We start from the raw sequence: 25,593 nt of genomic DNA on the forward strand, positions 1-25,593 counted from the left end.
ATTTAAAAACAGACCAAGAAGTCCTGTAAATAGACTATACTCTTTTTATTGCGCTAAGGAGAACCGTAAACTAATACCATAGTTTGAGTTCGAAGTCGGGTAAGATGAGGTGGACACGATCGGCTCATTGATCTGTAAATCATAGAAAGCTCTCAATGTCAAGGCACGACTTAACCCGTAATCCGCAGAGAACTGGATGGTCTTGGCGATATTCCCGCTGGTAGCCTGCGTAAACTGATCCTCTATCTTACGGATCAACGATTGCATTTTACGGTAAGAGAAATCTAAGCGGATCGTAAGATCATTACTGAAGTCCCGTGTCTTTTTCATTTTCAACACCTTGTTAAACTCAGTCAACTTATATCCTACTCCTATCACGAATTCGTTGGAAAGCGCTTCCACCAATTGGTAAGAGGAAATATTCAGGCTTAAGTTACGAGTCTTGCGCAACTCAAACTTACCGGTTATATTATTCAATAAAGTAGCGTCTACACCAAACAACGGGCTGAATCCTTCCGTGATACTCACGGCCGCTATATCATAAGGAGACGATGGCGTAGGATTACCGGTTTGGATATCACGGATATATCCCAAACCATCCTGCCCGGCATCTACCCAATCCAAGAAGGAGGAAAACGCACCTACGCTATAGGAACAACGATATTGATGACTCAACATCATGCTCTTAAAGTATTTGCGGATAACCGGTATACGGATCAAGCCATCATACGTAACACGCCAGTTCGGTAGCAGACTCTTAATGGACGGGAAGGCTGACAGACCTACCTTATTTGGGTCCTTGCCTGTATAAGCCGCCAAGAAAGCAGGTACCAATACCTCCATGGAATTCAGACTTACACCTCCCTCTACGGCTGGATCATAAGGTTTTCCCGCTAAAGCATGCCCCGCCATAAAACCGGAACTCGGATAAACCGTACCGGAATATGTATCCGCCAAGCGCTGGGCGATCACGCTACGGTGAGCGATAAATTTATCGAACGCTTTCGAGGAATAACCGTTATTAGCGTTTCCGCTGCCGCCGAAAGCGCTCCCCAAGGCAATCGTCGTCATCGTAAAGCTACCTCCCATCTGCTCGGGCATACCGTCTTGCATATAATAGATATCGGTACTACGGGTATCTACCCGGTTTGCGTTCAAATCAATCTTCAAGCCGGCTATAGGTTCTAGATTCGCACGGATCGTAAGATTCTTCGCGCTATTGATCATGGCGGGCGTCGTCATATTCTCATTCTTTACCAACCAGCCCCGCTCGTCCGCCTCGTCGATAAAGCTCCTTCTTACCGCTCCAAAGGCAAAACCGAGTCCCGGAGCCAAAGTTCCTGTACGCCGTTGCCCGAACATATCACCAACCTCCGGAGCGTAACCACTCAACATCATACCGTCTACCAACGAATATTGTATGTTTACCCGACGTACCATCATCAAGAAACGGCTACTATATTCAGCGACTTTTGTTAAAGTTCCCTCCAAAGGCTGAGGACCAGGCACAATTGTCAGCTTCAAATGAGCCGTATCTTTATTCAAGATCATGACTTGGGCATAATTGATCGGCTTATATTTAATTGAATAGACCTTCCCATCCGCTCCACGTGCCGTGATACGAACCTTCTTCGTAAACATTCCATGCTGCACGATCGTTCCACTATCCGGGCTCAATTGAATCTCTTTCTCTAGTTTCACCTCTTTCTTCTTTTTCTCCGGTTGACGAGCGCTTACCCGGGAAGAGGCCATAAATTTCTGGTTGATCTTCTTCAGATATTTATTCTTATTGTACAATGACTGCAAATTGAAACTACCCTGCCAGTCAAATTGACGTTGGTTCTTTATTATATTACCCTGTTCCAACTCAATACTAGCGACATTGGCTCCACGATCCCAGTTGTACGTGGCATTATAAGTCAATGAACTATTTACCCAGTCTAATGCCGGTATGAATTGCAATGGCATATTCCAAGTGACATTAAACGTTTGGTCATATTTCAAAGGAGTGCCCAAATCACGGATACTTTGCTTTACGGAATCCTTCCATACCTGATAATCATCCGGATTCAATTTCTTATTCACTTGAACATTCGGTTCCTCGATACGGGCATTCGTACCGGAAGTAAACGTCATGCTCAGATTATTCGTAAAGTCCCAACGCAAACTGAAGGCACGGTCCCACAAGAAATTGTGACTGAATGAGAGCAACTGGTTACCTCCATCCGTAGAACTTGTCAAATCCCTTAGCTTAATCTCATAGTAATTCCGCATCATCGCCGTCTGGAAACTAATATTCGACGGAACGTAATTCAGTCCGAATTGCTTGATATATTTCGTATATCCATTATTCTTCTTCAGCTTCTCGAAGGGTCGGAACGGTTTCACGTAAGGCGTATAATTATAAGCGAAATTACCCCGGTAATCCTTGGTTGTCTCATATTCGGTCTCCGGGTTCTTCTTACTGTTCTGGCTATAAGAGTAACCTAACGAGAAGTTCGCCGGATCATACGGCATCGGGTTCTTGCTACGGATATCTACCTTTACGTTATTGAAAGAGACGCTCTTAATAGTGGTCTGATCCAAAGAATAACTCTTGATGGAGTCTTTCTCGGCTTGGGTCTCTACCGCATCCAAAGCGTCCGAAAGCTTAATATCCTCATTCAACGGATCATACTCAGGAGTTGTAGTCTCTTTCGAATAAGCATAGTAAAAAGGTATGCTAACCTTTGCTTTCTCAGGGAACAACTTACCCAACTCAATCGAGGTCGCCACACTATATTGCGAATAATCATCCATCCGACGTTCGGCCAGCGACTGATCCAACGCACCGAAACCAGCGGTTTCCATTCGTCCACTTACATTGACCGTACCCAAATCGGATAAAGCGACGTTCAGATTCGCATTAGCGGCCCAACCTCCTTTCTCGTCGAAATCGGTCATACGAAGTTCGTTTACCCAAACCTCACCGCTCTTGATATCACCCGTATTATTACGTACGCCGATCATGATCACTTTCACCTCCGCTAAGCTAGGGTTACCGATGATACTGATTTTATTACGCGTATTATCCGGATCATTTTTCGAATAAACCTTTTGGTAGCTTATATTTCCCTGTCCTTGACGTTTCAATTTATTTCGCTCCAACTTCAAGTCGGTTAGAGTCTCCAGTTTAAAATTCAAGGTATTATTTAAAGGCCATACTTTTTCTTGATCCGCACTATTGTTCGTATTATAAAGAATAGTACTATGGGGAGTCAGATCCAAAGGCACCTCATACTCATAATAATTATTCTTATAGTCAGAACCTAAACGAATAAATACAGAGAAATCACCATTCGACAAAGTCTTGCTCTCATCAATCGGCGCTTCCGCATGAGCGAACATTTGTAATCGTTTATACCGGCGAAGGTCATAAGCGGTAGATTTATAAACCGCACGTGCATCCGCAGGAGATAAATCCGTTATCTTCATAGACAATGCCTGCTCGTTCTGTTGAAGCAACTGAGGCTGACTGGAATCGAACATACGGCTGATACCCGGAGGCAACACATAGTTGACCGGCTGACGCTGCCCGTTCTCCTCTATATTTACAGAAGATACGACGATCTGTCCATCAGACTTTGGCGGAATAAGAGGATTTGACAAATCCTGCGTATAAGTACGCCAATCACCACGAACCAATTCCAAGGTACCGAAACGCAGAACCGTAGACTTACGGAATCCTGTCATATACATACGCATGAAACGGACTGTCTTGAAATCCCGGATCGCTCCAACCCTCTTCTCATAATCTTTAATAGGAATCTTAAATAGATACCATTTTACTTTCTCCTTATCACCATTCATTAAGGTTACTTCCGGAGTACGCTCATCAACGATGTTGTTTACACCGACCTGCAAATCTTTTGGACGGAGAGAGATCTTGTACTCAAAATATTTCTCTGTCTCATTCAACGTATTATCGCCATTGATATCTTCCACATCTGGTGTACTCTTTCCGGCTGTAGCATATCTTTGATCGGATTCTTGTGAGTTTCCCTCTGTACCGTTATATCGTTTATAGCGAGATAGGATATCCAACTCCTTAGCATCGTAATCATCCCCACGGAAATAGTGATAATTATCCCCGGCAGGATCGTTAAAAGGAGAAAACGGATCATCCATCATCTTAGAGATTGTCTCGCCGGATAGTTTCGCCCTCAATTTATTCAAATAATCCGCATACGTAGGGAAAATTTGCTCTTCCTCCGTAGAAAGACCGTTCAAACCGACATCTTGCAGCTCACGATTTTGGGCATCAAACGCATATCCCGTACTTTGCGTGCGAGGCACCTTACCCCAAACAGTCGTATCAACTTTCGACATATCACCGTCCACGGGCATACCATTCTCAAAGAATTTCCGCTCATCTTTCAAGATATCCTCGGAAATCTCACCCAAGTTAAAGTATAGGTCACCACCCTCGGCTGTCTCGTCCTCAAGATACGGGTCTAAAAGCCAGAATTCGATATATTCATAATTGGCAGATTCCAAATCGCTAGGCTCGATCTTGCGCATTACACCACCCCAACGTTTTTCCGGATTACCCAACGTACCGTCCGAGTTTACATTTTCCGCATCCAGGTTATACGGACCACGCTCATTCGGGTAAAAAGCGAGGTTTAATACAGGCAAAGTCGTATTATCATTGGTTCCCAACTCTTTATTCGGGAAGATCTCTTTATAACTGACTCCACGGGTGTAATGATTCGATAAATCATCATTCGTAAGATGTCGAGGGCGGGAAGAGGAACTCTTCCGTGTGAAGATTCCGTCTACCGTATACCAAGCCAACAAAGCTCTGTTTTTACCATAAGCGATATCGTTCACCTTCTCCGCTTCCGGAAATTTAGGATTCGAATCTTCATAGGGGGTACTCGCCAAGTTCCAAGCATACGGGTTCAAAAGATCCATACCACTTTGTGTAGACTCGAAGTCATCCAAATAAGAGTAACCACCCGTATATTGATTCTCATAATGTCCCGCTATTAAATGAGCGAATTCCGCATTGAATGAGATTTGGCTAGGTTTGGTCAATGTCAACAAGGGTAACTTATCAAATACATTTGTCAACCACTGGCTCTCGGCTTTATAAGAGGTATTCAAGCCCCATAAAGTATTCTTTATAGACTCATCTCCCAAAGTGGTTTTTACCGTAAGAGGCATTTCCGACATATGCATAACCGTGGCACCGACCATGAAGTCCTTATTGAACTGGTAATTCAAGTCTAACCCGATCATCGTCTTTCGCTGCATATTAAAAGTAGACTGGTTCTCCAGAGATACGCTAACGGGTGTCCCACTCGATATGATGCTCTCATTCAAGATCGTCACACGTCCTAAACTGTAATCTACCGTATAATCCACATTCTCGGTCAGTGTAGCTCCTCCTGCCGTGACACGTACGGATCCACGGGCCACGTTAGTAGCTCCCAAGTCGATCTCCGAACCCGACGAGGCTTTATACTCACCACTTAAAAGAAATTTATTTTTCTCGGCGATCTGGCGGGCAACGGTTAATGTCGAGTCATACAACTCTTGGAATACATATTTACTGGCATAGGCATTACCTACCTTTTCCCGTAATTTCGAGCCGAAAGGTTGTACACAAGGGAATATAATCTTACCGGTCTCCGCCTGTATCGTATAACCGTCAATAAAATCAAAGAAACCATCCGGATTCGGATTGTCATAGGTATCCAAGCGATCCAGCCCTAATACCCGAATCAAGATTTGATTCGCACAATTACCTTCCGGAAGATAGTTTACATACGTACCGGTAGAATCGCTCTGGTAGGTAACGTTTAACTTAAACTTCTCTTTCTGCACCGAATAAGCACCCAATGAGTATACGTTCTTCATCATCAAGTCCCAGAACATCATATCAGGCGACATCGTGATGCCCTTTAGCAACTTCACATAAATACAGTCGCTCGTATTCTCTTTATTATCCGTAGAGAACTCACCGACTTGATAGGTCTTGCCATTATAGATAAAACTAAAAGCGACACCCAATACCTCATCAGCCTGTAACTGAGTCCTCAAAGAAATATAACCCAATTTCTTGTTTAATGTATACTCAGATGACTCTAGCAAACGGGCACTCTCGATTTTTTCAAAATCCCGTCCTCCCTCCATGGAGCCTTTCAACGCATCATTAACCATACTTATCTTACGGGCATCCGTAAATTGAGTGGTTAAAGTCGTATATAAATTGTTTGCGGAATTATTCGGACGTCTGTCCGTTCCGGAAGGCATCACCAACGCAGTATTACCGATATTACGAGATTCATTTTCTCCCAAATCGGTGAAAGCTACGATATTGCGGGACTGGTCATAATTACCGCGTTTATTGGTTACCCATACTTCTATCTTGGAGATCTCGATACCGGAGGTGACGGTAGGCAAAGACTCCATAAACTTATCGTAGTTATCATAGAAATAATGGCCCAAGAAGAAGTGACGGTTCTCGTCGTATTCATCCACCTTGATCTCGAAGGGCTTCGTCTGCACGCCCCCTTTTGAGCTAACCGTCTTGGATTCAGATTCCTGCTGGGCAAACAAGGCGTTCACTCGCAACTTACCAAATTGTAAATCCGCTTTCATACCAAATAAAGCCGCACCTCCATTAATCAAGGAATTGCTGGTATTCATGCTCACGTTACCGGCTTCTAACGACTTGATAATCTCATCCTCCTCGCCTGTATACGCCAACTTCAATTTTTTGGAATCGAAATCAAAAGAGGTCTCGGTATTGTAATTCATTCCGAAATTCACCTTGCTACCCACCGAGGCTTGTACATTCAACTGCACACTCTCGTCAAAATTGAAGAAAGTACGTTTACGGGAACGCTCCGGAAGAGAAGGATCATTATTCTTATTCGTCTTCAATCCCATCGTGATCTCGGCCGAACCTTGTGTTCTTACACGTACTCCACCGGGGCCGAAAATACGTTCCGCCGCACCGATATTAAACTGCATATCGGTTAAGTTGAACTGTTTATTCGTAGCTTTTTGGAATTCTTCCTCGTTCTTTTGGCGGAAATAGGAACGAAGTGATTGTTGCATAGAATAATCTTGGTATTCCGCTGGGGTTAAACTCATCGGCGTACCAATCTCCATATCGCCTAATTTCGTACGGACAATATACGTATTCGTCTTTAAATCATACTCAATCGTAGTCTTGACATTCTCCGGATCACGCAAATCGGCAGGTGATTGTTTCACGATATCTTGATATTCCTCCGGTGTAGTTTTAGCTACCGGATAACGGGGAGGAATCGTATCCTCCGGAGCTTCCAGCAACTCCAATTCCGGCAAAGATGATGTATACGCAAGGTAATCAGCATTCAGCGAATACAAGCCGACACCAAACAATAATACAACGATCCATATGGAATATTTCAGTATTCGTTTTCTCATTTTCTCATTTAATTGTCAATTGTTAATCGTTAATCCTCAATTGTCAATTATCAAAGCATTCTAAGCGCAGTTTTAATTACTTGTTCCACAGCTAAAGTGGGCGAGCCTTTCAAAATAGCGGATACCGCTTTTTGCGAAGCCGCTTTCTGGAAACCCAACATAACCAATGCGGCTACGGCCTCCTCGGTTACCGCTCCATTAGAGATTGATGCCTCCGGCAAGTTTCCGGCCATACTCTCCATAGGTTTCACCTTATTTTTCAAATCTACCAAGATACGCTGGGCCGTCTTCAAACCAATCCCTTTCACGGCAGTCAATGCGGCCTCATTCTTCGAACCGATCACTTGAACCAATTCGGATGGCGGTAGAGAAGAAAGGATCATGCGTGCGGTATTCGGTCCCACTCCAGAAACGGAAGTAAGCAAAAGGAACAACTCCCTTTCGATTTTCTCGGCAAAGCCAAATAGTAAATGAGCATCTTCCCGGATTACCTCATATATATATATTTTTCCGGTAGTCTTGTTCCCAAACGCACTATATGTATTCAAGGATATATTCAGCTCGTAGCCTATACCACCACACTCCAAAATCATACGTGTAGGTGTAAGTTCCACGATTTCACCCTTTATATATTCTATCATCTATATATCTTTTTAATATTCCGTACCTATTATAACGCAAAATTAATCAAAAACGTATATCGGGTTACCATTCTTTTCCCGGATAAGGAGCCTTAAAGGTTTCAAAACAACCCCGATCCTGCAATGTCACATAACATTGACGATGATCAGGTCCTCCAAATGTTAAGTTAGACGGCTGTTTTCCTGTCAATTGAATCTCTTCAACTAAATCTCCTTGCGGATTTAACAAAGCTATAGTGCCCTTATCATAACGGCAAATATAAAGATTTCCTTTCTCGTCACACTTCATACCATCCATACCGTACCCCTCAAAAGTATGAAATAGACGTTTATTCCTTAAAGTACCATCCGGGCATATATCATATACCCAGACTTTTAATTGGGCAGATTCATTAACGTACAAGCGTTTACCATCCTCACTCACAGCAATGCCATTAGTCGTTCCCATATTCGTCTCCAATAAGGAGACTTTCGCATCCGGGGTAATCAACCAAAGTTGGCCTTTTTGATTCGGCCAATCCGGGTCACTCGCATAGATATTTCCATTTGGTGCGAATACGATATCGTTTGGTTGATTCATCTTTGGCTCATGAGCGAATACGCTGATCTTCTTAGATCTCATATCCACTTTTAAGATATTATGCCCTGTATAATCCGCCACGTACATATTTCCGTCTTTCCCGAAGCGGATACTATTCCCGGTAGATCCTTCCGGCAAAGTGAGAAAACAGCCATGGCTACCATCTGGGCGTACAATACCGATCGTCCCTTCTTTCTTATAATTTACGGCATATAAATTTCCTTCGCTATCTACAGCCGGCCCTTCTATACCGGAAGTAAATGTGTGCTCTGGCATCCAACCCGTTGCTTTCAATACATTCTGGGCATTTAAAGAAATCCCACAATACAGAATACCACACAGCAGACTAGCAATGACCTGTATACTTTTCATTTTCAATAATTTTACTGTTTCCAAAAACCGGGGACTAATATCGTTAATACCGTAAATATCTCCAGACGCCCTGTTAACATCAAAAAAGACAGAAACCATTTCGACACCGTGGGGACATCCGCAAAATTACTTACCGGACCAAGCGTTCCCAAGCCGGGCCCAACGTTACTTATAGCAGAAACAGCGGCACCAATCGCCTCCGAAAATCCCATCCCATCCAAAGATAAAGCCAAACAGCTCACCACGATTAACGTAATATAAGCGAACACAAAAGCTAACACACGGTGTACGATATCACCAGATACGACATGCCCGTTCATTCGTACTGGAATCACCGCATGGGGATGTGTCTGTTTCTTAAATTCATTGGAGAGATTCTTCGTTAAAATAACGAAGCGTCCCATCTTCAAGCCACCGCAAGTAGATCCGGCGCATCCACAAATAAACATCAAGATCAATGCGATAAACCAGAAAAACGGTCCCCAAGGAATATAGTCATCCGTAGCGAATCCACAGGTAGAAACCAAGGTCACCACTTGGAAAGCCGCCTTACGGAACGCATTCTCTACATCCGAGGCGAATCCAAGGTACAAGATCCACACCATGACAACGATAATAGCGCTTAAAACAAAAAAGAAAAACCAGCGGAACTCCTCATCTTTAATCAATTTCTTCACATTTCCATTAAAACAGAAATAAACCAATGTCATATTGGTAGCTCCGATAAACATGAAAATAGTTATTACATACTCTATATAAGAGGAATTCCAATAAGCGATACTTGCGTTTTTGGTTGAATATCCACCAGTAGATATAGCCGTGAACGCATGATTTACCGCATCATACAAATTCATCGGACCAGCCCATAAAAGGCCGACTAAAAAAAGTGTCAGAAAAACATACACCCCCCACAGGCGTTTAGCGACTTGCGTAATACGAGGACGAAAACGTTCATGGGTTATACCGGGCGTTTCGGCATCAAACATCTGCGAGGCACCACCTCCGAAAATAGGCATCAAAGCCACGGTGAATACGACCATACCGATACCTCCCTGCCACTGTGTAAGACTCCGCCAGAATAAGATACCTTTAGGCAACGCCTCTATATTCGTTAAAATAGTAGAGCCGGTAGTCGTAAATCCAGACATGGTCTCGAAAAAGGCATCGGTCACATTATCTATATATCCTCCAATATAGAATGGTAACATTCCAAATAAAGAGAATAAAATCCAAGTCAATGTCACGATCAACATTCCTTCCCGCCGACCGGCCGAGTGTTCATTCGCCTTAAAGCCCATAGAGTAGAACAAAAAACCGGTCCCGAATAAGATTCCGCTTGAAATAAGAAGCGGATATACATCACTCCCCCGATAAAGGAAGGCTACGACGGTAGCGGCCAGCATAAAAAAAGTCTCAAGGATGAACATCACCCCTAGCATCTTCACTATAAAACGTACGTTCAACATAACTATCAACTAGTTAAAGTAGTCCTCCAGCTTACGCATAGCCGTATCCAAGCAGAATACGACAACATGATCGTATGCCTGTATCTGAGTATCACCCTTGATCATCATAGGTTCACCGTCACGAATCAACCCACCGAGAGTCATATCTTTCGGCAGACGGAGATCCTTGACTTGTTTCTTGGTAATCTTTGAATCCGGGCGAGCCACTAACTCCGCCACATCCGCATTCGCAAAGGTCAAACATTTCACGTTAGAGACATCCGCATCCAAAAGAAATTGATAGATATGGCTGGCCGCTATCAGCTTTTTGTTGATAACCGAACCGATGTCCATACTTTCCGCCAATTGGATATAATCGATATTCTCAATCTTAGCGATTGTCTTAAACACACCTAAACGCTTAGCGGCCAGACATGCCAATATATTCGTGCTGGAATTTTCCGTCAAAGCTATAAAAGTCTGCGCATCCTTGATGCCTTCTTGCATCAACAAATCAGTATCACGGCCGTCTCCGTTTATAATCAAGACATTACTAGGCACTACCTCAGCGATTCGATGACTTTTCTCTTTATTAGCCTCAATTACTTTTACCCGGATGTTATTAGGTAAATATTGGCAAGCACGGATAGCGATACGGCTTCCTCCCATAATAATAACCTTCTTTACTTCCGGATCTTTCTTCCCGGCCAGTAAGCGCACATCCTCTATATGAGATCGGGTCGTCGTAAAGAACACGATGTCACCAGACTCTATCCGGTCCGTACCACGGGGGATTATCGTCTCGTTCTTTCGCTTAATAGCGACGATATGATATAGCTTCTGCTCATTTAGCAATTCGGCCAATACCCGGTTCACCAAACGGGAATTATCCCGAACTTTAACACCTATCAGAATTAAGGCTCCACCAAACAGCTCCCAATATTGGCGTGTCCACGGACGGCGTACAGCTGTCACGATCTCCTTAGCCGCCAACATCTCAGGATAAATCATCGAGTTGATTCCTAATTTCTCGAACAGCTCTTTATTTTTGGGTAATAAATATTCGTAATTATTGATTCGGGCCAACGTACGATGCGCTCCTAGATTATGAGCCAACATACAAGCCGTCACATTGGTAGTCTCCTCGGGAGTAACACTTACGAACAAGTCCGCTTTCTTGATCCCCGCTTCCTCCAAATCTCTAAGCGAGGTCGGATTCCCGACCATAGGGAGAATCTCCATGCTAGATTTTGAGAAATTCAGCCGTTCCTCATTCGGATCCATCAAAATGATGTCCTGATTCTCTTGAGATAACATTTTCGCTAAATGTGTACCTACTTCTCCCGCACCGGCTATGACAATTTTCATATTTTATTAATTGACAATAATCAATTCTCCTTTTTCAACTGTTTCGCAATGCTCTCGGCATCCATACCACATAATTGATACAGTTCCGGTATAGAACCATGCTCGATAAACGCATCCGGCACTCCGATACGCTTTACATGAGGCGTATAACCATTGTCTGCCATAAACTCAAGGACAGCGCTACCAAAACCACCTTTTATCACTCCATTCTCTACCGTAATAATACGGTTATATTTCCGCCCGATCTCATGCAACAGCTCCTCATCCAACGGTTTCAAGTAGATCATATCGTAATGGGCTATCGATACCCCCTCTTCTTTCACCATCTCGATGGCTTTGATCACCTCGTTTCCGATCGGTCCGATAGAAAGTACGGCGATATCATCCCCGTCACGCAACTTTTTCCCTTTTCCTATAGGCAATACTTGCATCTCGTTACGCCAATCTTTCATCTCCCCCTTACCTCTAGGGTAACGGATTACGAACGGGCCATTAAAAGCGGCATAGCCTGTATACATCAAATTCCGTAAATCCAACTCATTCAATGGGGAAGCGATTACCAAATTCGGTATCGGACGAAGATATGCTAAATCAAACACGCCATGATGTGTAGCTCCATCCTCTCCCACTAATCCCGCACGATCCAGACAGATCACCATATGTAGTTTTTGCAAAGCTACATCATGGATAACCATATCATACGCACGCTGCATAAACGAAGAATACACGTTGCAGAAAGGTATCATTCCCTCCTTAGCTAATCCGGCAGAGAAAGTTACGGAATGTCCTTCCGCAATTCCCACATCAAACGCACGATCCGGGAAGGCTTTCATCATATAAGTCATCGAGCAACCGGAAGGCATAGCCGGAGTTACGCCTACAATACGCTCATCTTTCTCCGCAAGCTCTACCAATGTATGACCGAATACGTCTTGATATAATTGAGGTTCATCTAATTTACGAACGATAATACGCTGGCCAGTTTCCTTATTGAACTTTCCGGGAGCATGCCATTCCGTAGCGGACTCTTCCGCAGGTTTAAAGCCTTTTCCTTTTTTCGTTTTGATATGCAACAGCTTAGGGCCTTGCATATCTTTTATATCATTCAATACCTTCACCAGATAATTTACATCATGCCCATCCACCGGACCGAAGTAACGGATGCTGAAGCCTTCAAATAAATTATGTTGCTGGGTAAGCAATGCTTTAAGGCTATTGTTAAAACGTAAGATGTTTTCCCGGCGATCGTTATTGATGAGCTTGATCTTCTTTAAGCCTCGATACACATCGTATCTCATTTTATTATAGGCTTGACTCGTCGTTATATCCACTAAATACTGGCTAAGACCACCTACGCTATGATCTATCGCCATATCGTTATCATTCAGGATAATCAACAAATTATTAGGGTTGGCAGACGCATTATTCAACCCCTCGAAGGCGAGTCCTCCGGTCATAGCGCCATCCCCGATCACGGCGATCACATGGCGATCCAGTTCCTTCTTCAAGGCCGAGGCTACCGACATACCCATCGCCGCAGAGATTGAATTTGAGGCGTGTCCGGCGATAAAAGCGTCATACTCACTTTCCGCAGGATTAGGGAATCCGCTAATTCCTTTAAACTTACGGAGCGTATGGAAAATATCTTTCCTTCCTGTAAGTATTTTATGTCCGTAAGCTTGATGCCCGACATCCCAGACAATACGGTCATAGGGGGTATTGAATACATAATGAAGGGCGACTGTCAGCTCTACCGTACCAAGGCTTGCACCTAGGTGACCGGGATTCTCAGACAAAACATCGATAATATATTGACGCAAATCGGCACATACCTGCTCCAACTTATCCTGTGACAAATGTCTCAGGTCTTCCGGAAAATGAATGCTATCCAATAGGTGTTCAACTTTGCTTTCAGCCATGTCTGCTAATTTTTCTGGCAAAAATACAGAATAAACGGCATATATAATAGTATTGTTCTGTCATTTCTTAGACAAGGGGGAAATCCATATTGATTTTAACAGCTAAATCCTATAAAATTTCATAGTTATGTTTTTTTCAAAACATAGTTATGAGTTGTGAATTTCATAACTATGAATTTTTCAAGTTATAATATAGTCATGAAATAACACCATTTGGAAATAAAAATAGCCCAACCACACCAAATTTGATCTCTTAAAAAGCACAATAAGTCTAATATTTCCAAACTATTACCTATACACCTAATAATCAACATACAATAAAATCGTATCTATCCAAGCTCCGATTAGTATCCATAGTATTTTGAATTTCTATTAATACTAATCGCTATTTCTATGGATAGTAAAGCAGGCTACAATGGAGCCTATTTTCAAGAAATATACAATAAACAGAATGACTCCCGGCTGATTAATGATACGTTTAGCGGTAAAACATATACATAGATACGTTTTCAAGTAAAGATTCGTATTTGGTACAGTTGTCCAAATAAAAAAGAGCTGTGCTTCCCATTTTACCGAGAAGCTTAACAGCTCTTTCTTCTTACAAAACCTCTTAATTTTTTATTCCAAGGTAAAGCTACCGGTCAAGTGTCCCAACCGATGTAACAACACAACCTGATACTGGCCATTTGCTTCTCCCGCTAAAGAGAAAGAATAAGTTCCACCTGCCTCTGAAGAAACAACATCTTCATAGACTTTCACTCCTTCATCATTCATGACACATACGGTCAAGTTTGATAAAGCATCTTCAAAGCTCAAGGAAAGGATGTCTCCTTCGATTGATGCTACTGGAGGACGGTTTGTGTGAACAGAACGATAATAATCCTCCTCATTCCATTGTCCTTCTGTAGGAATAGTATCCGCAAAAGAAAACTGAACTAAAAACAACATAACTGCTAAAACAGCAAATTTACATGCATTTCTCATAATAAATGTGTATTAATTGTGCAACAAACATAGCATGATTAGTTAAAAAACTGGATATTACTAACTGCACAAATTATGCACAATCCTATTAAAAGTCACGTATAAACTTATCAAATTTTTCAGAAGAGCCTTTCTCTGAGTGAATTTTATCATATAATCGTTTCCTTATCATTGAAACATTAGTTGGTGTTGTTACAATCAACATAGCAATGGTAACAGGAGGAACATTTGCTTTAATTAAACAGCTTACCCGCAATTCCGTCATCGTTAATTTAGGAGCGACACTCATTAAGCGATGGGTAAAATTGTCATATGCATCATCTATACCCTTAAACAACTGCTTCCAGTCCTCTTCTTTAGGCCTCCATTCTTCTTTAAGGTGAAATCTATAATAAATATCTGACATACAAAATTTCTCAATTAGAAGTTGCTTTTCCGTTTTAACGCATTTTAAAGTTTGATTTTCGGCTTCCAATTTTAATTTTTGCAAAGCCATAAGTTCTTTCTCTTTTTCAGTATAGGCCATGGAAGACTCTTCCAGTTGCTTTTCTAAACACTGGATCATCTTTTCATTATGTTCAAGACGTATTTGATCTTCCTCTCGCTTCTTCTTTAGCACAAATAGCTTTTCTCGTTGCTCACACAGCTTCATCCTTTTTCTTTTCATAGAGAAATATACACATATTACCCCTATTACAACACAAATCAGACAAACTCCACCAAACAAACACACGTATAAATATCTTATCTCCATTTTATCAAGCAAAATCTTCGCTTTCAAAAATTTTGATTCAGCTTGATGATAATCATATAGACTCTCCATTTTACGAATTGACTCAGTCTGCTTAATCAGATTAATAGAATCTCTCAGTTCTTCATATTGTATCTGATTGATAGCGTAATTCTTCCAATGTTTCTTTTCTAATTCTAATTGAGCCAAATAATAAAAAGCACCCGCACGTGTTTTAATAATAGGGCTATTAGTACAAAGTCGTAAATAAAAATAGGCAGAATCTATCTGATTTGTTTTATGGAAAAGTTTTCCTAAAGTAAGATATGTGGGATCCAACAACACTTTTTTGGAAGGAGAGCTCAAAACCTTCTGTATATATTTGTAACTTTTTAGATACTCTCCCTTATCTATATACAAACTGGCTAATTCACCATAAACCAGAGGTTTATTACGACTACTACAAACAAGAAGAGCTTGCTCATAATATGCTATTGCACTATCTTTCTTTTCTAAAGCAGTAAAAGTTCGCCCTATATCTCTCAAAACATATGATATTCCAACTGAATCTTGCATTAAAGCAAAGCGATCTAAAGCCTTCCTTTGGTAAGGAAGAGCCTTTTCATACACATTTTGATATGTATATAACATTCCTATGCTACTATAAATTCGTCCAATAAGTATATAATCATTAATCTGATTTTCATCCTGCAACGCTTTCAAATAATAATCCTGCGCATGAAGAGCATCACCTAGGTCTTGGTTTATTCTCCCTCTATAATACCAAGCTTTTGCTTTTCTTCCCCAATCTTCCGTTTTATCAAAAAATTCAACTGCTATTGTAATTAACGAATCTGAAGTAGGTTTGACATAAGTTTTATTTTGAGCTTCTGTCAAAAGTAGGTAGTACATAGCACGATCCTTTTCTGAAAGATCATTTACATCTTGTATTGTTGATAGCAATGTTAAAACGCTATCGGGATGTTGGGACATTATCTTTTCCGCATGTTCATATAGACCTGAGTGATGGCTACATGACATTAGTCCAGTAATAAAGAACAGAAAAAAGACGTATAGATTGTTTTTCATACTCTGTAACATTTTTATTTTCCACAAATGTAAGTAAAATCTCTAATCCTAAAAGTCTTGATTTTTACTGAATTAGACACACACGAGGATTTACGGGTATTTGCATTCCTCCATCTGTTTTGAAAATCAAAACGGATCAAACACCCCGCAAATAAGAAGTAAGTTTAAACTCTTTTACCTTTTAAATACACACAGAAGCACTAGAATACGCAGGATTACTCTAGTATTAGGGCAACAAAGACAACACAAGAGAGTGAACCTTGCCATTGCTGGCAACTACCTGTTCACCCGAAGCCCAGTTCTCTCCTCCATTGAAATCCGATATTTTTCCTCCGGCCTGCAATAAAATCAAGGCACCAGCAGCTACGTCCCAAGGGCCTAAAAAGGCCTCTATACGGGCATCAAAACGTCCTGCTGCCACATAACACAGTTCAGCGGCGGCAGATCCCATCAAACGGGTACCTCCCGCAAAACCATACAACCTATCAACCAAATGAGCGGCTACCGGACGATAAGCATCAGAGTTATAAGGGAAACCCAACGCAATGAAAGCGTTATCCAGTACTGAGACATCCGATACATGTATCTCATTCCCATCCAAGTAAGCCTTACCACCTTTCACTGCATAAAAACACTCGTCCCTACACACCTCATAGACTACTCCTAACAATAACTCCTTCCGATTTCTTAAAGCGATACTCACGCAATAAGGTGCGATATCATGAATATAGTTTGAAGTACCGTCCAATGGATCAATTACCCAACAATATTCCTCATCGGTCAAACTTCCAGAGCCTTCCTCCGCGATAAAACCAGCCTCGGGTAGCAAAGTAGACAAAGCCTCTATGATCTGTCGTTCCGATTCTTTATCCACATAAGATACATAGTTATGAGCACTTTTTTCCTCCACTAAGTTCCAGTCAAACTTTCGGCGTTCTTCTTTTAAGAATGTCGCAGAAGCACGAGCTATTTCTCGAACCTCCTTACACAAATAGGCTAAATCTAATTCCATACCGTTCATTTTATTTTGGCAAATGTAATGATTTCCATTTATAGTAATCTCATTTTAGCGACAAATGAGACCACATAGAAACGTAAAAATAATACCTATTACGAATTTACCCTAAAACTCTGCCTTTAAGAAATATTATATTATCTTTGTGTTATGTTCAGCTAAAAAGATTGAGCTATGAAAACAATACATTATCTTTCAATCATCATCTTATCATTCAGCAGTCAAATACTTTTGGCACAGAATGATACTTTAGTCGGTGTATTGCGTGACATCAGCGATAAAATAATCAAACGCTATCCGGTCACGCTAGGCAGTCAGAATCCGATCACCGTGAAAACGAACAAACATGGCGTATTCACCATCCCGGGGGCTAACCTGAATGATACCTTGTTCGTCACTATTAAGAAAACAAGAAATATAGTCAAAGTCCCAGTCAACGGATACAATTATATAACCATTACTTTAGAGAATAGCACATTCAACGCAAAGCGTAGTTTTGAACCGGATGAGGCCCTAAAAGAAATTATGGAAAGGGAACGAAACAAAATAGTAAGCTCAAGCGTTATGAATAAAGAAGAGATACAGAAAACCGGATGCCGGGATCTCTATTGCCTGCTACGAAGGATGAGTGGCATAACATTCGCCGATGGTTCCGTACGCATCCGTGCGAGCGTTTCCCTAAACAGTCCTAGTGACCCGCTAGTAGTGGTAGACGGTATACCGATGGACCTATCTGTTCTAAACACGATTCCCGTCGAAGATGTCTCGGAATTAAAAGTATTGAAAGACGCCGGTGAATACGGGGTAAGAGGCGCAAACGGAGCGATCGTCATAAAAACAGGCAAATAAACAAATAAGAAAAAGAGAAACGTATCAATATGAGAGTATGGATTAAACGGATAGGAGTGATATGCCTAATACCGATCGCATTGGTATTGTTACTCTCTATATTACTATATATACCTCCTTTCCAAAACTTCGCGGTACGGAAAGCGACCGAATACGCAGGAAAAGCGACTGGTATGCAAATCGGGATCGAGCAGATTAGGCTATCTTTCCCGTTAGACCTTACGGTTAAGGGTGTCGAGGTCGTAAATCCTCCCGCCGATACCTTGTTGAGTTTACAGAGCTTGACGGTACGGGTTCGTGCCCTTCCTCTTTTGCGGAAGCAAGTATTGGTAGAGGCGATCGACCTCCGGAACGTAAAGGTTAACACCGGGACTATGATTGAAGGTATGGAAATCAAAGGATTCTTGGGAAAGCTTTACCTGCACGCCGATCGTATAGACCTGTCCGAGGAGAAAGCTACATTTAATACCGTAGATTTATCCGATACCGCCATTACCCTTCTATTAAATGATTCAACCTCGAAAGAAGACACGACTTCCACACCTCTGAACTGGGTACTCAAGCTGGATAAAATTAGTTTGGACCGGGTAGCCTTCGCCCTACAAATGCCCTCGGATTCCTTACGCCTTACGGCTTTCGTAAATAAAGCCGGGCTAAATAACGGCCTCGTAGATCTTGGAGCGGAACAATATAAGGCGAGAAACTTTGACATAACGAATTCTACATTCGCTTATGACGGGAATTACGCGGCACCCGAGCAAGGACTCGATTTCTCCCATATCAGTTTAACGAACCTGAACACCTCTATCGATTCCATCTTATATCAAGGAAAAGAAATAAACGCCCACATCAAGGAATTCTTCGTGGAAGAACGTTCCGGCCTTAAGGTTTCGGCATTAGCAGGAAATGTCCGGAGTGACCATGAACAGATAGACGTACCGGACCTACTTCTCCAGACACCAAATTCCGAAGTGAGATTGACAGCGACTATCCCTTGGAGCTCCCTCGAGGATCATCCGCAAGGTAGCATGAAAGCCCTGTTAAACGCCTCGTTGGGGAAAGAGGATTTATTGATAGCGGCAGGTTCTCTTCCGGAGGATTTCAAGAAAGCCTACCCGGACAAGCCTCTCGCTATTACGGCTGGCGTAGAAGGCAACCTCTCCAGTATACGTATCATACAAGGCGATATCATGCTGCCGGGAGCGTTTCAGATGAACGTCACGGGTAGTATGGAGTCCGTGACGGATAGCATCCGGCGAACCGGTGAGATTCAGTTAAAGGCTCGATCCGGTAATCTGGATTTTTTGCTGGCGATGCTTCCCGCCTCCCAACGGGATCAATTTGCCATTCCGGCAGGAATTCAGTTGAAGGGGGAAGCTACAGTCGCAAATCAAGAATACCGCACCGAGCTTGTTCTTACCCAAGATAAAGGCAAAGTAGGTCTGACCGCCCGCTATAATCCGGTAAAACTGGCTTATGAGGCTAATTTACGGATAGACAGTCTGGAACCTACTCATTTCATGCCTAAAGACTCTCTATTTTGGCTGACCGCCTCTGTTAAAGCAGAAGGCCGGGGCACAGATCCTTTCTCTGAACGTACATGGGCCAAACTGGACGGTAAGATATCGGATATACGCTATGGCGCCTCATCGGTATCAGACGTATCCATCGATGGCTCTCTGGAAAAGAACTTACTGAAAGTGGACTTGCTTAGCAAATACCCGTTGGCGAAAATGGATGTCTCCTTAAACGCGACCCTCCACAAGCACGAGGTGAAAGCGATGTTGATAGCGGATGTAGAGAACATGGATTTACAGGGTATGCACTTAATGGCAAATCCCTTCGCCACCTCTTTCCAGCTCTTCGCCGAGGCAGAAAGTAATCTGGATGAAGATAACACGATCGACGTTACGTTAGGAAACTGGGAGGTCGTCACCCCGAAACAAAGTTTCAAGCCGAAAACGCTGACCTTGCATGCCCGGACGGATATCGATACCACCCGTGTGTCTTTCCACGCCGGGGATTTAGGGATCATCCTCACGGGTACTGATTGCATACACCACATCACGGATAAGTTGACTAAGGTATCGAACGATATCACCCTCCAATTGGAACGGGACTCGACAGTCAATCTGGAGATCCTTCGCCCGCTCCTCCCCGATATGTACCTCGAGGTACGGGCAGGACAGGACAATCCGATCTACAACTATCTCCAAACCTATTACGTAGATTTCAAGAGCATCGCCATGAACGCCTATACCTCACCGGAAACGGGTATACGCATGGATGCCTCCATTTACGATCTGGCACGGGATACGATGCAGATCGATACCATCCGGGCGGAGATGCACCAAGATTCGCTCGGATTACTCTATAGCGCCCAAGTGATCAAGAATAAATACAGGCAGCAACAACCTTTCAGCGCCGGGCTGGACGGGCAAATACGTTATGGCTTCGGCGACGCCCGCCTTTATTTCAAGGACGGGAAAGGCGAGACCGGCTTGTTGCTCGGAATCCGGGCCGATAAGATACAGAACGGGGTCAAGTTCCATCTCTTCCCCGATGACCCGATCATAGCGTTCCGCCCTTTCAAGCTGAATCCGGATAATTACGTCGTGGTACGCAGCATGAAGGATATCGAGGCGAACCTACGACTCAGCGGAGATAATAACGCCGCCCTCTGGATACACTCCCAAGCGGAAAGTGACGAGATGGAGGAAGTCCACGCCGAGTTGAACCAGATCGACCTTGGGGTTATCTCCAACGCATTCAGTTATATCCCGCCGATGAAAGGTATATTGAACGCCGATTTCCAGTACGCTCCTTCCGACTCGGCCTTCATGGTCGTGGCGGATATGAACATTGATGATCTGTATTATGAGAACGAGTGGGTCGGCGAACTCATGTTCAACGCAGTCTATCTACCTTTAGAGCAGGGGAACCATCAAGTGGATATGCACCTTTTCCGGGACCGGAAAGAGGTGAGTGCCATTACCGCCTTATACCAGATGGGCGAGACCGACCATATCAGCGGTAATATCGAGTTCATGCACTTCCCCTTGGATATCGCCAACCCGTTCATCCCGGATGATATGGCGAAAATGGGCGGAGACCTCGATGGTACACTCGCTATCAGCGGACAAAGCGATAAACCCATGGCCGAGGGATATCTGATTCTCGATACCGCTTCCGTTTATGTAGGCGCCGCAGGTTCTACCTTCCGTTTCGACGATAAGAAGATAGAGATAAAGAACAACCGAATCTTGTTCAACCAATATGGTATTTACGCATACAACAAGAATCCGTTTATCATCAACGGAGAAGTGGATTTCAACGATTTATCCCGCATGACCGCCAATCTTAAACTAACGGCGAATAACTTGCAACTGCTGAACGTTAAGAAAAACGAGGAAAGCCTTGTCTACGGAAAGCTGTTCGTCAACCTGAATTCTACCGTACGCGGGCCGTTGGATGCCTTGACCATGCGAGGGGACTTGCAGTTATTGGGCGGGACGAATATCACCTACGTGCTGAAAGACTCCCCGTTGACCGTGCAAGACCGTATGTCGGACATGGTAACCTTCACCTCTTTCACGGATACCTTACGCCGGCGCATGCCTCGTAAACCCCCGTTGCCGATGGGAGGCATGGACATGTTGATGACGATCCACATCGATCCCGCCGTACAAGCGAACGTGGATTTAAGTCCCGACCAGTCCAACCATATCAATTTGGAGGGTGGCGGCGACCTTTCCTTCCAGTATACCCCGCAAGGCGATATGTTCTTGAACGGACGCTACACGCTGACGGGCGGAACCATCAAGTACTCCATCCCGGTCATCCCGCTGAAGGAGTTCAACGTACAGGAGGGTAGCTACGTGCAATGGACGGGCAACCCCATGGACCCGACCTTGAACCTTACGGCTACCGAGCGAGTCCGTACGTCCGTCACCCTAACCGGGCAATCATCGCCCCGCTTGGTGAATTTCGACGTAGGCATCGAACTGACCCAACAACTGGAGAACCTAGGGTTGCAATTTACCCTCACCGCCCCGGAAGACATGGCGATGCAAGAGGAACTAACCTCGAAAGGTCCGGAGGAACGGGCGAAGCTGGCTGTCAGCATGCTCGTGACCGGTATGTACCTCGGCGGTGGCGGTGGTAGCGGCAAAGTGAACATGAATATGGGAGACGCCTTGACCAGCTTCTTGCAAAGCGAGATCAACAACATCGCCGGAAGCGCCTTGAAGTCCGTGGATATCAGTTTCGGCATGGAGACATACGACGATAATGGCGACGCCGGAGGCGGTACTCGTACCGACTACTCCTTCCGCTTCGCCAAGCGATTCTATAATGACCGTATCCGTGTGGTTCTAGGCGGCCGTATCTCTACCGGCGAGAACATTAACAACGGGCAGGCGCAGCCGTTCATCGACAACGTATCCGTCGAATACCGGCTGGACAGCAGCGGCTCCCGCTACGTCAAGCTCTTCCACGACAAGAACTACGAGAGCCTGCTGGAAGGCGAGATCACGGAGACCGGGGCCGGTATCGTGCTCCGCAAGAAAATGATGCACCTCAGGGAGTTATTCAACTTCAAGAAAACGAAAGTGAAACCCATAAATGATGAAAAGGAATGAAAAGCATTTTAATATATTTTAGGCGGGACGACTCCCTCGGGCGGGGGAGGATGTCTCCCTCGGGCAGGGGAGAGTGTCTCCCTCGGGCAGGGGAGGATGTCTCCCTCGGGCGAGGGAGAGCGTCTAACCCGAGCGGGGGATGGCACGTCGCCACCGGGAGCATCCTCCTATCCGTACTTCTTCTCTCCTCTTGCTCCACCACGAAGAACCTTCCCGAGGGAGCGGTCCTATATACCGGTATCAAGAAAATAGAGGTGAAGAACGAGGATAAGACCAAACCCGGCGAAGCCGCCTTGGAAGAGGTCGAGGCCGCCCTAGCCTATCCCCCCAACAACGCCTTGCTGGGAAGCTCCTCGATCCGGGTGCCCTTCCCCTTCGGCCTGTGGGTCTACAACGCTTTCGTGAACAAGAAAGGGAAGGTCGGCAAGTGGATCTTCAACAAGCTGGCGTCGAAACCGGTGCTGATCACCACCGTGAACCCGGATGTCCGCGTCAAGGTAGCCCGGAACCTATTGAACGAGTACGGTTATTTCAACGGAGAGACTTCTTTCGAGGTCATACCCGATCCCAAGAATCCCCGGAAGGCGAAGCTGGAATACAGTGTCACCATGAACGATCCGTATACGCTGGACAGCATCCAATACGTCCATATCCGTCACCGTGCCGACTCATTGATCGATGCCACGATCGGCGATCGTATCCTCCACAAAGGAGAGAATTTCAATGTCGTCCAATTGCAAGCCGAGCGGGAACGCATCTCGTCCTTGCTCCGTAACAACGGATATTACTATTTCCGTCCCGATTTCATCACCTATCAAGCGGATACCTTGTTGAACCCCGGGAAAGTGGCCTTACGGGTGGCCCCGAAGGAAAGCCTGCCTCCCTCGGCCCTCCGCCCTTGGAAACTCGGGGATATATCCGTCTGGCTAAACGGCTACCAGAATGAGACTCCCACGGACTCGATCCGCTATAAGGACCTTACGATCCATTATGAGGGCAAGCTAAGGGTTCGCCCCTCGGTCATTTACAACCGTTTATATTTCAAGCCGGGGGAACTTTATAACCAGCGGGCGCAGGAACGGACGCAAACGGCCCTGTCCCGCTTGGGTATCTTCCGTTATGCCGAGTTGCAATATTCCCCCCGTGATACCATGCGCCGCCAAGATACGCTGGATCTGCGGATCAATACGGTCTACGATCTTCCATTGGACGGCGAGCTCGAGTTGAACGTTACCGCCAAGAGCAACGACCAAGTGGGTCCGGGCGCCATTTTCAGCGTGACCAAACGGAATGTCTTCGGAGGGGGCGAGACCTTCGGCGTGAAACTCCGCGGCTCTTACGAATGGCAGACCGGAAACAAGCTGGATGGTAGCAACTCCAAGATCAACAGTTATGAGTTAGGCTTGACTACCACGCTGACTTTCCCACGGGTATTGTTCCCTACATTCAGCAAACGGGACATGAATTTCCCGGCCAGCACCACCTTCCGCCTCTATGCGGACCAGATGAACCGGGCCCGTTTCTTCAAGTTGCTGGCATTCGGTGGTGACGCCTCGTATGAGTTCCAGCCTACCGCCACGTCTCATCATTCCATCACCCCTTTCAAGCTGACGTTCAACTTGCTCCAGCATACCACGCATGAGTTCGACAGCATTACCAACGTGAACAAGGCCCTAAAGAAGAGTTTGCAAAATCAATTCATCCCGGCCATGAACTATACCTATACCTATGATGATTCCCCGATTACCAGTCGCCGGAACCATCTTTGGTGGCAGGCATCCGTTACCCAAGCGGGTCTTGTCTTGGATGGGATTTATGCGTTAGCCGGGAAGAAATTCAATAAAGAGGATAAGGAATTACTCGGCAACCCCTTCGCCCAATTCATCAAGGGAACCGCCGAGATACGTTATAATTACGCCCTCGGGCATAAGCAATATCTCGTAGGCCGATTAATGGCCGGCGCTATTTATAGCTACGGCAACGCCCGTACCTCCCCTTATAACGAGCAATTCTACATCGGCGGAGCGAATAGCATCCGTGCTTTTACGATCCGCAGCATCGGTCCCGGACGTTACTACCAGAACAGCGACAACAATAAATACGCTTACATCGACCGTACGGGTGATCTTAAATTCGAGGCCAACCTCGAATACCGCTTCCCGATCCTTGGCGACCTGCATGGGGCTACCTTCCTCGACAGCGGCAACATCTGGTTGATCCGAAACGATCCGGATCGTCCCGGCGGACAACTGAAATGGGGTAGCTTCCTCAAGGATCTAGCCTTGGGAACCGGCTTCGGCCTGCGTTACGACCTCACCTTTATCGTCATCCGTTTCGACGTGGGTATCGGTCTGCACCTCCCTTACGATACCGGAAAGAAAGGCTATTACAATATCCCGAAATTCAAGGACGGCATGGGTTACCACTTCGCTATCGGATACCCCTTCTAGCTGTTCCATTCCTAGGATTCTGTGGTCTTATCCAAGGTATTTCATTT

General features: G+C 44.5%; 12 protein-coding genes. 3 read left to right on the forward strand and 9 right to left on the reverse strand.

Features of this window, described 5'->3' with window-relative positions:
- Nucleotides 1-45 precede the first annotated feature (45 nt).
- The 9 genes from sprA to ACESPU_RS12585 all read right to left on the reverse strand — a co-directional run bounded on the left by sprA (nucleotide 46) and on the right by ACESPU_RS12585 (nucleotide 17,604).
- Entirely contained in the window at nucleotides 46-7,464 is a 7,419-nt protein-coding gene (gene sprA, locus ACESPU_RS12545; RefSeq protein WP_373133401.1) for a cell surface protein SprA, read from the reverse strand.
- Nucleotides 7,465-7,514: 50 nt separating this feature from the next.
- A complete protein-coding gene (ruvA, locus tag ACESPU_RS12550) occupies nucleotides 7,515-8,105 on the reverse strand; it encodes a Holliday junction branch migration protein RuvA (RefSeq protein WP_008773941.1) in 591 nt (196 codons plus the stop codon).
- Nucleotides 8,106-8,169: 64 nt separating this feature from the next.
- Nucleotides 8,170-9,057: an SMP-30/gluconolactonase/LRE family protein gene (locus ACESPU_RS12555; RefSeq protein ID WP_158532655.1), complete on the reverse strand. Its 888-nt coding sequence runs from the start codon at nucleotides 9,055-9,057 to the stop codon at nucleotides 8,170-8,172.
- 11 nt (nucleotides 9,058-9,068) lie between these two features.
- Nucleotides 9,069-10,523, reverse strand: a complete 1,455-nt coding sequence (locus tag ACESPU_RS12560) for a TrkH family potassium uptake protein (protein ID WP_005861045.1) — start codon at nucleotides 10,521-10,523, stop codon at nucleotides 9,069-9,071.
- 9 nt (nucleotides 10,524-10,532) lie between these two features.
- The gene (gene trkA / locus ACESPU_RS12565; RefSeq protein WP_005861043.1) at nucleotides 10,533-11,870 is read right to left on the reverse strand and encodes a Trk system potassium transporter TrkA; all 1,338 of its coding nucleotides are present in this window, start codon (nucleotides 11,868-11,870) and stop codon (nucleotides 10,533-10,535) included.
- A 20-nt stretch (nucleotides 11,871-11,890) separates the two neighbouring features.
- Nucleotides 11,891-13,789, reverse strand: a complete 1,899-nt coding sequence (gene dxs / locus ACESPU_RS12570; protein WP_008773943.1) for a 1-deoxy-D-xylulose-5-phosphate synthase — start codon at nucleotides 13,787-13,789, stop codon at nucleotides 11,891-11,893.
- A gap of 618 nt (nucleotides 13,790-14,407) precedes the next feature.
- Nucleotides 14,408-14,773 (reverse strand): DUF3244 domain-containing protein, encoded by a 366-nt coding sequence (locus tag ACESPU_RS12575; protein WP_048927899.1) that lies wholly within the window; start codon nucleotides 14,771-14,773, stop codon nucleotides 14,408-14,410.
- An 88-nt stretch (nucleotides 14,774-14,861) separates the two neighbouring features.
- Nucleotides 14,862-16,592, reverse strand: coding sequence for a tetratricopeptide repeat protein (locus tag ACESPU_RS12580; RefSeq protein WP_048927991.1), 1,731 nt, complete (start codon nucleotides 16,590-16,592; stop codon nucleotides 14,862-14,864).
- Between the two features lie 226 nt (nucleotides 16,593-16,818).
- Nucleotides 16,819-17,604: an inositol monophosphatase family protein gene (locus tag ACESPU_RS12585; RefSeq protein WP_057326074.1), complete on the reverse strand. Its 786-nt coding sequence runs from the start codon at nucleotides 17,602-17,604 to the stop codon at nucleotides 16,819-16,821.
- Nucleotides 17,605-17,781: 177 nt separating this feature from the next.
- Here ACESPU_RS12585 and ACESPU_RS12590 point away from each other — a divergent pair, with 177 nt between their 5' ends.
- Genes ACESPU_RS12590 through ACESPU_RS12600 form a run of 3 tightly spaced genes read left to right on the forward strand, consistent with a single transcriptional unit; the run spans nucleotide 17,782 to nucleotide 25,546 of the window.
- A complete protein-coding gene (locus tag ACESPU_RS12590) occupies nucleotides 17,782-18,456 on the forward strand; it encodes a TonB-dependent receptor plug domain-containing protein (protein WP_048927898.1) in 675 nt (224 codons plus the stop codon).
- 29 nt (nucleotides 18,457-18,485) lie between these two features.
- Nucleotides 18,486-23,096, forward strand: coding sequence for a translocation/assembly module TamB domain-containing protein (locus ACESPU_RS12595; RefSeq protein WP_158532654.1), 4,611 nt, complete (start codon nucleotides 18,486-18,488; stop codon nucleotides 23,094-23,096).
- Nucleotides 23,093-25,546: a BamA/TamA family outer membrane protein gene (locus ACESPU_RS12600; RefSeq protein ID WP_005866633.1), complete on the forward strand. Its 2,454-nt coding sequence runs from the start codon at nucleotides 23,093-23,095 to the stop codon at nucleotides 25,544-25,546. Before ACESPU_RS12595 ends, ACESPU_RS12600 begins: the two co-directional genes overlap by 4 nt.
- Nucleotides 25,547-25,593 lie beyond the last annotated feature (47 nt).

The organism is Parabacteroides sp. 20_3 (assembly GCF_964238835.1).
Classification (GTDB): domain Bacteria; phylum Bacteroidota; class Bacteroidia; order Bacteroidales; family Tannerellaceae; genus Parabacteroides; species Parabacteroides distasonis.